Annotated in this window: 11 protein-coding genes; 9 read left to right on the forward strand and 2 right to left on the reverse strand. The window is 35.8% G+C overall.

Translation table 11 applies throughout. The features are described from left to right. Window positions 1-7 precede the first annotated feature (7 nt). Together lepB and JCM15092_RS00675 are read left to right on the forward strand one after the other, a co-directional pair. Window positions 8-913 carry a signal peptidase I gene (gene lepB / locus JCM15092_RS00670; RefSeq protein ID WP_024992973.1) on the forward strand — a complete coding sequence of 302 codons (906 nt, stop codon included), beginning with the start codon at window positions 8-10 and terminating at the stop codon, window positions 911-913. Next, entirely contained in the window at window positions 913-1,548 is a 636-nt protein-coding gene (locus JCM15092_RS00675) for a WbqC family protein (RefSeq protein WP_024992974.1), read from the forward strand. The genes lepB and JCM15092_RS00675 overlap by 1 nt, the downstream gene beginning before the upstream one ends. Before the next feature lie 750 nt (window positions 1,549-2,298). Here the strand turns inward: JCM15092_RS00675 and JCM15092_RS00690 are convergent. Further along, window positions 2,299-4,701: a glycoside hydrolase family 95 protein gene (locus tag JCM15092_RS00690; protein ID WP_024992975.1), complete on the reverse strand. Its 2,403-nt coding sequence runs from the start codon at window positions 4,699-4,701 to the stop codon at window positions 2,299-2,301. A gap of 12 nt (window positions 4,702-4,713) precedes the next feature. Further along, entirely contained in the window at window positions 4,714-5,937 is a 1,224-nt protein-coding gene (locus tag JCM15092_RS00695) for a M16 family metallopeptidase (protein WP_051532441.1), read from the reverse strand. A gap of 115 nt (window positions 5,938-6,052) precedes the next feature. Between JCM15092_RS00695 and JCM15092_RS00700 the strand changes: the two genes are divergently transcribed. The 7 genes from JCM15092_RS00700 (at window position 6,053) to JCM15092_RS14480 (ending at window position 14,069) form a co-directional block, all read left to right on the forward strand. Then, on the forward strand, window positions 6,053-6,655 hold the full coding sequence (locus tag JCM15092_RS00700) for an SIS domain-containing protein (RefSeq protein ID WP_024992977.1): 603 nt from the start codon (window positions 6,053-6,055) through the stop codon (window positions 6,653-6,655). Window positions 6,656-7,246: 591 nt separating this feature from the next. Beyond that, window positions 7,247-7,732, forward strand: a complete 486-nt coding sequence (locus JCM15092_RS00705) for a helix-turn-helix domain-containing protein (RefSeq protein ID WP_024992978.1) — start codon at window positions 7,247-7,249, stop codon at window positions 7,730-7,732. 88 nt (window positions 7,733-7,820) lie between these two features. Continuing rightward, a complete protein-coding gene (locus JCM15092_RS17365; protein ID WP_034541375.1) occupies window positions 7,821-8,168 on the forward strand; it encodes a hypothetical protein in 348 nt (115 codons plus the stop codon). A 26-nt stretch (window positions 8,169-8,194) separates the two neighbouring features. Then, window positions 8,195-10,945: a hypothetical protein gene (locus JCM15092_RS14475; RefSeq protein WP_235782240.1), complete on the forward strand. Its 2,751-nt coding sequence runs from the start codon at window positions 8,195-8,197 to the stop codon at window positions 10,943-10,945. Window positions 10,946-11,061: 116 nt separating this feature from the next. Beyond that, window positions 11,062-11,508, forward strand: coding sequence for a hypothetical protein (locus JCM15092_RS00715; protein ID WP_024992979.1), 447 nt, complete (start codon window positions 11,062-11,064; stop codon window positions 11,506-11,508). Between the two features lie 120 nt (window positions 11,509-11,628). After that, window positions 11,629-12,660, forward strand: coding sequence for a Holliday junction branch migration DNA helicase RuvB (ruvB, locus tag JCM15092_RS00720; protein ID WP_024992980.1), 1,032 nt, complete (start codon window positions 11,629-11,631; stop codon window positions 12,658-12,660). Then, window positions 12,660-14,069, forward strand: coding sequence for a lipopolysaccharide biosynthesis protein (locus tag JCM15092_RS14480; RefSeq protein ID WP_034541377.1), 1,410 nt, complete (start codon window positions 12,660-12,662; stop codon window positions 14,067-14,069). Before ruvB ends, JCM15092_RS14480 begins: the two co-directional genes overlap by 1 nt. Window positions 14,070-14,072: the final 3 nt, after the last annotated feature.

The raw sequence follows: 14,072 nt of genomic DNA on the forward strand, positions 1-14,072 counted from the left end.
ATGGATAATGAAGTTATCACGTCTACCTATATGGATTAAAGCTGCAATTATAGCCGCAATTACAGTACTTTTAGTAAATGTACTTGCGGTTACTCTTTGCACCGTTCCTTTTGATGGAATGGAGAACTCCATCTATAAGGGCGAGAAAATCCTTGTAAGCAGATGGAGCTATGGGCTTAGAGTACCTTTCTCTACTGAACGTATATTAAGTAAGAGAGCTAAGGTAGGAGATATCCTCCTCTTCAATAATCCAAGTCCATCCGATCCTTACAGAAGTGTTTGGAGAAGGGAGACTTTTATTGGCAGATGTGTAGGAACTCCTGGAGACACTTTGATGCTGGACAATGAGTACCTTGTTACAAACTATAAGAAGATTAGTCCTGACATGAAAATGCTCTATTCATATCTTCCTTCAGCCGAAGATACGTTAGTTGCATTAATTAAGCATCTGGGAATTAAGAATAACCAACTCGCCGGATATGGGGATAAGAGATTCATTCGTAGCTTCAGCGTATATGAGTATTATATTCTAAAGAAGTACTTACCAAAAGATTTTGTACTTGAACCTCTTGTAAAAGAGTTTAACAGGATTAACTCTGTTCACTCTTTTGTCATACCTGCTAAAGGCGTTAAAGTAGATGTATATCCTTGGAATGTAGCTCTAATGTGCAATACTATACTTCACCATGAGAAAAAGCCTGCCTATGTCCGTAATGACTCTCTTTTTGTCAATGGCAGATACTCAAAGAGTTATATATTTGAAGATGATTATTACTGGATAACATCAAATAACCCTCTGAATACCTGTGACTCCAGACTCTTTGGGTTTGTACCTCAGAGCCATCTTATTGGCAAAGCCGAGTATGTTGTGATGTCACCTGATAGAGGTAGACTGTTTAAAAAAGTAGAATGATGAAATCTGAAATATTGCTCTCCACGGCTTATCTAGCTCCCGTAGAATACTATACAAAGCTTCTTGCATATAAGAATATCTATGTTGAGAGATATGACAATTATATAAAACAGACATATAGGAATCGTTGTATAATTGCTGCAGCCGATGGCCCTTTGTCACTTACTATACCAACTGAGAAAGGTGAAACAGCTAAGCAATTGGTTAAGGATATCCGTATATCTGACCATGGAAACTGGCGCCATATGCATTGGAATGCTTTAGTCTCTGCATATAAGAATAGCCCATTCTTTGAATACTATGCAGATTATTTTGCTCCTTTCTACGAGAAGAAATACCCTTTCCTAATCGATTTTAACGATAAGATTTGCAATATGGTATGCTCGTTTATTGATATAGAGCCTGAGATATTGTATACAGATTCATATTCAATGAATGGTGATCAGATAGATGATTTCCGTGAAACCATTCATCCAAAACGTGATTTTTCAACATTCGACACTGATTTCATCCCTAAACCATATTATCAGGTCTTTAAGGATAGATTCGGTTTCCTGCCTAACCTAAGTATAGCTGATCTTCTTTTCAATATGGGTCCTGAAAGCCTAATAGTTTTAAGGGACAGTATAAGATAACGGAAACTTATACCATTATATGCTAAGGCATGCTTCATCTAGCATGCCTTTTTTTATAACACTTTTCCACTCTTTCTTCACTCTACATATGTGGATTGAATAAACTTCACTGAAGATTATATAGTTCACAGCTGTGAAGTGAATACTTTTCAGCTGTTGAGTGAAATACATTACGCTTTACGATGTAGTTTAACTATAAAAGTTGACTCTTTATTGTCTTATTTATAAAACTTGTTGACTTTGATTATACTATTTTTATTAATGGTTTTGACTATACCTAAAAAGACTTTACACATTTTTCTTTTACTTCCTGATTCATTATACATATTAATTAAATGTTTCCTTATCAATCGTGATACATGCAAGGCTATCTTTGGGGAAATTGAGTGTACATTTCTCTAAATAATAGAGCATTGCATAGCAGAGGGAAAAATAGCCTATGTCATTCAGTAATCAATATGAAGCCGATCTTTCTGGTTATTTTGATTTCAATAACAGAATCATATTCTGTTGTAGATATAAGGGATATCCTCTTTTTGCTGAGAAATAATTAGTTGGCTTTATGAATTATGCTTTGGTTTTATTATACTTGTCAAGAAGTGTATTAAATATAAATAGTCTATTCTAAGAGAGATAAACATTATTATCTGTATTAGAATAGACTATTTTTTATACAGTCAACTTAGCTGGTGCAATCTGACGAACCTTAATTTATGTCGTTGGGATATAAATATTCCCTGTGCACTATTTTTAAGAGACTTTAAGCCCTTTTTTATTATCAAAGGTAATCCTATAGCTCTTGCCAGCTTTTGTCTTTATTTTGAGCTTATATCCATTGTATCTTATATTACAATCTCCTCCTGAACGTGATAATATTGTTGCAGAATTAAGGTGATTGTTTTCCCATTTGATTGATACCTCAAAGTTTCCTCTAGCATTAAGTCCGTTGATATCACCGTCGCTCCATGCCTTAGGAAGTGCAGGAATAAGGTCGATAAATCCCATATGGCTCTGCAATAACATCTCAGTAACACCTGCAGTTCCTCCGAAATTTCCATCTATCTGGAACGGTGGGTGAGTATCCCAAAGATTATTCATAGTGCCATTCTTAAGCAGATTGCCGAATAGGGTATATGCATGGTCTCCATCATGCAGACGAGCCCATTGATTAAGTTTCCATCCCATACTCCATCCTGTGGCACCGTCACCCCTATGCTGAAGTACAATCTTTGATGCCTCTGCAAGTTTTGGAGTTGTTACAGGTGAGATTGTTCGTCCCGGATGAAGTCCGAAAAGATGATTTACATGACGGTGATTGTCCTTTGGATCATCTATATCTTCCGACCACTCCATAATTTGGCCATATCTTCCGATCTGGTATGGTACTAAGTTGTTGAGTACATTCTGCCACTCTTTTCTCTTAGATTTGTCTATCCCAAGTGCTTTAGAGGCATCTATTGCATCCATAAGAATCTCACGCACTACGGCATGTACAAAGGTTGCTCCTTTATCTACCGGGCCATGCTCAGGGGAGGTAGATGGTGCTGCCGTATATTTGCCATCAGGCATCCGCCATAGATAGTCGACAGTGAAATCGGCACTCTCTTTTATGATATTGTAACCGGTCTCCTTCAGAAACTTCTTGTCACGTGTATAGTCGTAGTAATCCCATACATGAGTAGCTAACCATGGTCCTGCCATAGGGTTGAAGTTCCATGACATATTTTTGTCAGTAAGTGGAGATGTAAATCCGAATATGTTACCTGATATTGATGCGGTCCATCCTCTTGCTCCGAAATATGCCTTAGCTGTCTTTTCTCCTGGTTTGATAAGTGTTTTAATGAAATCTATAAGAGGTGGTATGCATTCATTTAGGTTTGTCGATGAAGCCGGCCAATAGTTCATCTGGAGGTTGATGTTGTTGTGGTAATCGACATGCCATGGGCCATCTATTCCTTCAGACCAAATTCCTTGAAGGTTTGCAGGAAGGTTACCTTCACGCGATGAGGCTATCAGAAGATAGCGGCCGAACTGATAATATAGCTCTTCAAGGTTGTAGTCGGCATACCCTTTTCTATACTTTTCCAATCTCTCGTAAGTAGGGAGGTCGGTGGTAGCGGGGTACTGCAATGCCATCGGAGCATTTGGATTCAAGGAGATATTTACTCTTTCGAAGAGTCTCTTGTAATCACTCATGTGATGAGATAAAAGCTCCTTATATGAGAACTTCGATGTTTCACCCATAATTGTTCTTGTAGAGATTTCAGGATCTACTCCCACATAAGCTTTGTTGTCTTTGAAGTCTGGGTTGAAATTAATCTTGTAGTCCGTATCTGCCGATAGTATAAATATTACCTCGTCGGCATCCTTTGTTGTTATTAGCCCTCTTTCAGATTTCAGATATCCACCTTTAGTGATTGCTTTCACTCTAATAGCGAACTCCATCTCGTTATTTGTCAGTGCACCCTTATAAAGAATCGAGGTAGGGGAGTCGCTCTCGGTAGCACCTTTAGATTCCGGGTTAGTTGCATACGAGAATGTTAGATTCTGTTTACCAGGTTTATCAGCGCTGAAGCGCATAACAATTATGCTGTCGGGATATGATGCAAAATACTCTCTCTTATATTTAACTCCATCTTGTATGAATGTTACCGTTGCCACTGCAGAGTCAAGAGAGAGTGAACGTCTGTAGTCTGTATAAGCTCCTTCCCTTAATCCTGTAACTATGTTTGCTCTACCTAAGGTTGTGAACGAGCCGAAACGAAATTCCGGTTCTCTTGAACTCTCGTAGTCAACAAGTCCGTTGAAGTTCTCATTGGTATATTGTTCAGCTTTTTTCTGGTCGTTCTTGCTGAAAGCTTCACGTATTACGGGTAATATTTTCGCAGACTCTTTATTTGCGTTCCAGTAGTGAGTGGCTCCTCCTTTAGTATTTGTACCACCTCTCCATAAGCTCTTTTCATTCAGAGTAAGTACCTCTTTCGATACCCCTCCGGTAACATTAGCACCGATGCTGCCATTTCCTATAGGAAGAGTGGCCTCTTCCCAGATTTCATTTGCCGACATTGGCTTATCGAACCAAATATCAAGACTCTGTGCCTGTGTAGATATGGATAATCCTGCTCCGATTATTAAGGTTAATATTGATTTCATAAAGAGTATAAGTTATTTATAAATCAGTGTAGAAAGATAGTCTTCTGAGAACATCTCGTTTGCTACATCAAGAAGAGTCTCTGAATTGAGCAATTCTATTCTCTTGAAAATAGATTCAGGCTGTTCTACTTTATTATAGTGGAGGAATGATTTGCTGATGTCAAGAGCATTATTCTCGAAGTTGTCGCTAGCTACTCCTATCTGTCCTATAATCTGTTTCTTTGCAGCATCCAATTGTGATGAACTAAGTTTGTTATCACGTAGCTTTTTGAGTTCCTTTTCTGTAATTGATATACATCTGTCAATATCGTGGATATCGCATCCGAAATAGATACAGAATACCCCAGTGTCTGTATATGAGGTGAGATTTGCCTCTACGTTATATACCAATCCTCTCTTTTCTCTCAGGCTTACATTGAGTCTGCTGTTCATACCAGGTCCTCCCAACATATTGTTTAGCAGATATAGACCGGTACGCTTGTCATTATATGCGTCATATCCACGACTGCCTATCATGATATGGGCCTGGTGAGTCTCTTTTGATAAGATCTTTTTTATTGGGAGATATGGCAGCGGCTTACATCTTATCTTATATGTAGGTAGGAGAGGTATGTCGTTTGTCAATTTACCAATGACTCTCTTAACCTTTTTAATATCGATATTCCCTTGAACGAAGAAAATCATATTTGTGGTACGGTATAACTTTGACGTAAACTCTTTAGCATTATTACTCTTGAACTTCCTTAGGAGTTCAGGTTTACCTAAGATGTTTTTACCAAGAGGGTGAGAAGGGAAAAGCAACTCCTCGAAATCATCGAATATAAGTTCAGAAGGATCGTCCTTATAGCTCTGAATCTCATCTAAAATAACCTCTACTTCTTTTTCTATTTCTTGCTGTGGAAAAGTACTGTGGAATACAATATCTGTAAGCAGTTCAGCAGCTCTCTCAAAGTCTTCTTTAAGAAAAGAGCTATATACTACCGTCTCCTCTTTATTAGTATATGCATTAAGCTCTCCGCCGACTCTCTCCATTCTGTTCAAGATATGCCATGCATGTCTTTTTTCCGTCCCTTTGAAGATCATATGTTCAACAAAGTGAGCCATTCCTTCCTGATTTTCTGACTCATCACGGGTACCTGCATCTACAGCAAAACCACAATAAGCTACGTCCGAATTATTGGGTATATGTATTACCCTAAGACCGTTTGTAAGAGTGAATATATTGTACGATATCATTTTAAATTCTTATTCATATATGTAATCACAAAAATACAATAAAAGTTATTGCTGTTCATCAAAAAATGCAGATATTTGTAGACTAACTAAAACGACATCATATTGATAATCTATTATGCTGACATCCATAAATGAATTACTCGAGAAAGAGGCGCAAGCAGTAAAAAATATTCCTATTACTGATGCCTACGAGAAAGCTGTTGAGCTTATAGTTGAGCAGGTGCACAATAAAAATGGGAAACTTGTTACTTCTGGAATGGGTAAAGCTGGACAAATTGCTATGAATATTGCAACAACTTTCTGTTCTACCGGAATACCATCAGTATTTCTTCATCCAAGTGAAGCTCAACATGGAGACTTAGGAGTGTTGCAAAAGAATGATCTTTTACTTCTGATATCTAATTCAGGAAAGACTAGGGAGATTGTTGAACTGACAAAGTTGGCTCATACACTTAATCCGGAACTGAAGTATATAGTAATAACAAGCAATCCTGAAAGTCCTCTTGCAGAAGAATCTGATATTTGTCTACTTACAGGTCATCCTAATGAAGTTTGTCTTTTAGGTATGACTCCTACTACATCTACTACTGTAATGACTGTAATAGGTGATATTCTTGTTGTAGAGACAATGAGACGTACAGGTTTTACTATTGAAGAGTACAGCAAGCGCCATCACGGCGGTTATCTAGGAGAAAAATCCAGAGAACTGAGTAAATAATATTTTTTAATCCTATATAGTTATTTCTATTAAGTAGAAGCTATATCAGTATATCTAGTCCATGGTATATAAAGAGAAAAACTTTGTATACCATGGACTTTTATTATACTTTTTCAATCTGCGACAGACAAATAATCTTGTAAAGAAAACTGATATAGCCAAATGATATTTATATACAATCACTCTTCCATTTATACACTATAAAATGTTAATTTATTAATTGTAAAAGCCATTTTAATTGAGGTATATCAATATTAAACCATTTATAAATTGAGAAATTATCTTGTCTTAAATCGTAAAATAAGGTGGGCTTATATTTTTGTGTTTTTAAATAAATAATTTGCATATATTTTTAATGGTAATATAAAAAACAGGAAATCAATAGTTTAATTAAAATATAAATTGGCGCTACTTGTATAACGCCTGTGTCGCTTTTATGATTTATCCTCAATTTTAACCAAAAAGTAACAGAAAAATCCTACATTTTAAAAATATCCTAATATTTATAAATAAATTCATATAAATTTTTTGGTTGATTAAGATATTAAGATATTTTTGTTCGTCGAATAAGGATTTAAACAAAACCGGCCGATGGAATCAGAAAGTAAAAAAAAGGATGGTGCTTATGATACATTCTTAACTAAAACAAAAGAGGAGGTAGTCAAAAGTGCAAGGAATGAATGGAATAAATTGGTTGAGAGTGGAGATAAAATTGGAAGAAGATGTGATAGTGATCTTTATACAAGTATAGTCTACAATTTTGAAGTAAGAAAGGTATATCTAGATCCATCACTTAACCTTGTTAAGTTAAGCCACATTGTAGGAACTAATACTACCTATCTATCGAATGTTATCAATAAATATTTTAAATGTAATCTGAAGAATCTCATAAACAGGTATCGCGTAGAGCATGCTAAGTATCTATTAGATTTTGAGCGAGAGCCGATATGCCAACTTCCTAAAAAGTGTGGCTTTACATCGAGAAGTGTATTTTATGTAGCCTTCAAGAAAGTTATAGGTATCACTCCTCTACAATATGTAATATCCGAGAATGCTGAAGATAAGGATGAAATTTAACGAAATATTTTTAGTCAATTAAATTTATAAATTTAAAGTTTTCTAGTCATGAAAAAAATTTTTAAGTGCGATTCTGTTAGGTGCCTTTATGGTTGCCTCTACAGTGACATTTGAGTCTTGTAAGGATTATGATGATGACATCGATAACCTACAAGGTCAAATAGATAAGATAGCAACTAGCCTTACAGACCTACAGGCTAAGGTTGGCTCATTTGTTAAATCTGTTACTTATGACTCTTCTACAGGAGTCCTTACAGTAGTGGATAGTAATAATTCTAGTGTAACTTACACTATTGCAAAAAATCTTCCTACTTACTCAATCACTGTTAGTGCTGATGGAACAGTTTCACTGTTAAAAGATAATACAGTTGTCTCTTCAGGCAAAATCACATTCCCTACTCCGGAGCCAGTTGCATCTTTTGACCCATCTAACTAACTGTTGATGCAAATACAGGAAAAGTTTTGTATAATGGAAAAGAGACAGCTGTTGTAATTCCTTCTGAAGGTGTAATTTCAATTAAGGATTATAAGGATGCTAACGGATCAGTTGTTGGTTATACTATAATGTACAAAAACCAATCTGTATCTTTTGGATTGAACGATATGCTGACTCTTAAGTCACTGGTATTCCAATCAGATCTTTTTGTTAATGGTATAGAGGCTATAGAGTATCCATACATGGCATATACATATCTAAAAGAGGGAACTAGTACTGTAACTACATATAATGACGAGAATTATGTTAACTGTGTTATAGAAACTTTACCAAAGGAGTGGAATTATGTTAATGATAATAGTGATTATTATAACCCTATTGAGTATATTAATTATCACATGAATCCATCAAGTGCAAAAGTTGTAAAAGAGAATCTTTCATTTATATCTAGAGATGTAGAGGCTATCTCAAGAGCATCTGTTGCAAATCCAACTGTTGAAGACCTAAAAGCTCCAAAAGATGGTATTATTCCTGTAGGCTTTAAAGCTATAGGTAAAGATATTGCTACTGGTACATTGGAAGGAACTCCTTCTTCCGCAGCAGCAAATAAAGCTAATATTATGGCCCTTCAGGCAGTAGTTAAGAGTGGTGATAAAGATACTACAATCACTTCTGATTATGCAATGTTATATGCTTCAATTGTAGCTCCACAGTCTTTAGGATATACTGATCCTGCAGTTGTAGCTTTGAATTGTACAGTTTCAACAAATCCAGATGCCCTATTTAAGACAGTTCAGACTGCAATAGGAAATGCTCCAACTCTTCAGGTTCCTTATAATGGTTCACTTGATTTAAAAGAGCAGCTTAATCTACATTACAACTCTAATTCAAAGACATCAAAGGGTGGAACACATAGAATTTGGGCTTATGGTGATGAATCTAAGTATGGATTGAAATATGATTATTCGTTAATTCAATACAAGACAGGTACAAATGCAACATCAGATAGTAAGTATGCTATTCTTGAAGATGGAGTTGTTTTACCTCGTATAGTTAATGCTTCTGGAGAGACTATTAGTCAACAAGGTATCTCTTCTGTAGGAAAACGCCCTTTAGTAAGGGTACGTATTCTTGACTCTCAAAATAGAGTTGTTGTATATGGATTTATTAAACTTGAGATTGTTAAACAGGTAGGCACAATTACTACAGATGAGTTTAATTTCAATAATAAGCCATTTGGCTGTAATGCTCTTGATTTAGGTTTGACATGGTCACAAATTTCATATCAGCTACTTGAAAAAGCTGCTGTTCAATCTAAAGCTGAATTCGATGCTTTATATATGTTTGATGTTGATGCTATTGGAAATGCAAACCAGTTTGTTCTAAATACATCAACTGGGAAATATGCTCCTGCTACTACAGCACAGATATATGGAGATGTTACTGAATATCCAAATCCTACTGGAACTACAAACTCAGTACTTACATGGAATATTCCTGTAGATGAACAACAGAAGATTTATGAGAAAACAAATCATTCTGTTACAATATATGTAAGATATGTCAGCAAACAAGGTACTACAGCTAATGCACCAATTTATATGCCTTTGACTGTAACAATTGAAAAACCTCAGGGTTCTGTTGTTACTAAACTGACAAATTATTGGTATAATAATCTTACAAATACTCGTCTTAATGTTCAGTTCCCTATAGACAATGGAAATACTTCAAGTTATGTAGTAGACTTAGATCAGGTATGGGAGCAAAATGTTCCTAAGTTTAATGCTCCTGCTACAGGTTTCCCATCATATACAGCTGCCACTTTTGCAACAGAGGCTGCAGCAAATCTTGCAGGTGGATATAAATACTATTTCGCTGCAACACAGAATGTGCTTGTTGTTGATGGAATTACATATACTTTATCAGTAAGTAATACTAAGGCTAAAGATCTATGGACCAATGTTAATTATGATGTAACTCTTGATAATGCTTTAGCACATGCACTTAGAACAGATGCCGGTGTTTATACTAACACTACATTATTTGCTGCTAAGGGTACAGATGCTCCAGTTGCAATTGCTACAATTGACCAAGCTACAGGTAATATAACTTATGCAAATAACGATGTTTCTAAGACTTTGCTTAATGCATACGGACATAATGCTGCTGCTCATTTTGCAAAAATTGGTATCTGTGCTTATACAGGCTGTAATATTGCATTTGCATTGAATAATGGAGAGTATCCTGCATACTTTATTCGTCCAATAGATCCAATTGGAAATAATACTGGAGAATTTGTTGATGCTCAGGCTAATGGTTCTTCTATTGATATCGCTAAAATATTCAGTTTCAACGATTGGCGTGATGTTAAATTCGTAGATGGTACTAACTATGCTAACTGCTGGTTGTATGCATTCTATGGATTGAATAAGGTAACCGTTGACCTTGCAAAAGTTACAACTGATTTAAGTGGTGGTAATATTGCTTCAACTCTATTATCTTCAAAGACTTCTTTGATTAAGTTGACTCAGCTAAATGCTGCCGGTAATGTTACAGCAACTGGTACTACATTTAACTTAGCAGCTTATAATAACGCTGCAGCAGGTACATTAGCTACTTATAATGCTATTGTTACTGCAATGGGTAAGATTAAATATGAAAACAATGGAAATAATGTTCAGACATTTAATCTACGTATTCCTGTAGTATTCTCTTATACTTGGGGTGATATTAATACTTATGCTGACGTTGTTGTAAAAGGAACATTGGGTAACTAATACTTATTTGTAATTGAAATGATATAAAAACAGGTGTGCAGTTATGTACACCTGTTTTATATAATGATACATATATGAAAAAACATTTTTTTTATTTAGCAATTTTTGCTCTAATTATGTTATCAGCATGCTCTGAGCAGAAGAAGGAGAAGGCACCTACTGCCCATGAGAAGTTTATAAGTGAACTTACAGCTCAAGACACATTAGACATTTTAAACTTATCGAATGCATGCATGGATACTCTTAAAGTGGGAAATGTTGATGCTGCCATTAAAATGCTCTATGTAATAAGGAATGACTCTTTGATTAGAGTGCCAGATTCTAAAGAGAAAGAATTGCGACAAAATTTCAAACTTTTTCCTGTTCTAGACTATAAGTTAGAGTATTATGCTTTTATTGATCAAGCAAATAATGATGTGAAATATCAGATAGAGTTCTTTAAGCATAATAGTCCGGATGATAAGACTCCAAACACAATTGGATTTATGATGAATCCGGTGAAAGTAGATGGGAAATGGTTCCTGACTCTGAAAGAGCCAAATGAAAAAGTAATGAATAACTAATTATTAATTTTATTCAAGAAAGAGGATTACTAATAAGTATTAGTAATCCTCTTTTTATTTTTTTAGGTTGTAATTCACTACTTTATTTTTCTTTTATACCTTTGCCACATAATAGTAATTATGGAAGATATATTCGATATACACGAGCAACAATTCGGAGGAAAAGAGAAGGATTTCGAAAATGCCTTAAGGCCATTGAACTTTGACGATTTCAGTGGACAAGATAAGGTGGTTGATAATCTCCGTATATTTGTGAAGGCTGCCAGACTTAGAGCTGAAGCTCTGGATCATGTGCTTTTACATGGCCCTCCCGGACTTGGTAAAACAACACTAAGCAACATTATAGCGAATGAACTTGGTGTAGGATTTAAAGTGACATCAGGACCTGTACTTGATAAGCCGGGTGACCTGGCAGGAGTACTTACCAGTCTGGAACCTAATGATGTACTATTTATTGATGAGATTCATCGCCTTAGTCCAGTGGTTGAGGAGTACCTCTACTCAGCAATGGAGGATTATCGTATTGATATTATGATTGATAAAGGGCCTTCGGCAAGAAGTATCCAGTTGGATTTGAGTCCATTTACCCTTGTTGGGGCAACTACTCGAAGTGGTCTGCTAACAGCGCCACTACGTGCCCGCTTTGGCATCAATCTTCATCTTGAGTATTATGACGACGATATACTTACTAAGATTATACGTCGATCAGCAACTATAATGAAGGTCCCTTGTGATTTTGATGCTGCTGGTGAGATTGCTTCAAGAAGTCGTGGTACACCACGTATTGCTAATGCATTGTTACGTAGAGTGCGTGACTTTGCACAAGTAAAAGGCTCAGGTAGAATTGATATCGATATTGCTAAGATTGCTCTAGAAGCACTAAATATTGATAAGTATGGGCTTGATGAGATTGATAATAAGATATTGTGCACTATAATTGATAAGTTTAAGGGTGGTCCTGTTGGCATAACTACTATAGCTACTGCATTAGGCGAAGATCCTGGAACTATAGAAGAGGTGTATGAACCTTTCCTTATTAAAGAGGGATTCTTGAAACGTACCCCTAGAGGAAGAGAGGCAACAGAACTTGCATATATTCATCTTGGAAGAAGCATATATTCAAGTCAACGAAATTTATTTGACGAAATATAATGGCAGGACTAAAATCATTGGCTAAAGATACAGCCATTTACGGAGTGAGCAGTATCGTAGGAAGATTCCTAAATTATCTGTTAGTACCAATTTATGCAGCTGCAATGTCGGCTGCTTCCGGAGGTTATGGAATAGTTACAGAGGTGTATGCATGGACAGCACTTCTCATGGTTATTTTAACTTATGGTATGGAAACCACGTTCTTCCGATTTGTAAACAAAGAGGGTGAGAATCCGGCAAAAGTATATTCCACAACACTTATAATGATAGCTACTACAACACTGATATTTTTGTCGGTGTGTATGGTTTTCCTGCAGGAAATAGCCAATGTAATGGGCTATCATGATCATCCATGGTATATTGGTATGATGGCAATAGTAGTTGCAATGGATTCTTTCCAGGCTATTCCATTTGCTTATCTAAGATATAAGAAGAGACCGATACTATTTGCTTCTTTAAAGCTCTTGTTCATTTTTCTCAATATATCGATTAATTTATGTTACTATGTATTCCTTGGTGGAAGTGATGTGTTTTATGCATTCTTCTTCAACCTTATTTGTACAGGTGTGATAATGATTTTGCTTGTCCCACAGCTAAAATTTGCAGAAGGATTTGATAAGGCCTTGATGAAAAAGATGTTGCGCTATTCTTTCCCTATACTTATCTTAGGTGTAGCTGGAATCTTGAATCAGGTAGTTGATAAAATCATCTTTCCTCACGTCTATCCTGATCCAAATCAAGCTAAAGTTGAACTAGGTATATATGGTGCTTCAAGTAAGATAGCTATGATAATGGCAATGATGACTCAGGCTTTCAGATATGCTTATGAGCCGTTTGTCTTTGGCAAGAGTAAAGATAAAAATAGCAAGAAATTGTACGCTGATGCTATGAAGTACTTTATCATATTTACTATGTTGGCATTCCTTACTGTATCACTATATCTTGATGTTATAAAATATATTCTAGCTCCTGATTATTGGGCCGGTTTGAAGGTGGTTCCAATAGTTATGATGGCAGAGATATTTATGGGTATATATTTTAATCTGTCATTCTGGTATAAGCTTATTGATGAGACAAAATGGGGAGCCTACTTCTCTTTTGCCGGATGTTTTGTTTTAATATTAATCAATGTAATTTTTATTCCTAAATATAGTTACATGGCATGTGCTTGGGCAGGTTTTGCCGGATATGCTGTTGCAATGACTTTATCTTACATAGTGGGCCAAAAGAAATATCCTATAAACTACGATTTGAAGTCTATTGGTATATATACCTTTTTAGCAATTTCTATATATTTTATATCTTTGATACTTCCTATCGAGAACATTTTGCTTTTGCTGATTGTTCGTACTATATTACTGGCACTCTTTGCCGGATATATTGTAAAGAAGGAGTTTTTAAAGAGATAGATT

Origin of the sequence: Phocaeicola paurosaccharolyticus JCM 15092, from assembly GCF_000613805.1 — a bacterium.
GTDB classification, from domain to species: Bacteria; Bacteroidota; Bacteroidia; order Bacteroidales; family Bacteroidaceae; genus Phocaeicola; species Phocaeicola paurosaccharolyticus.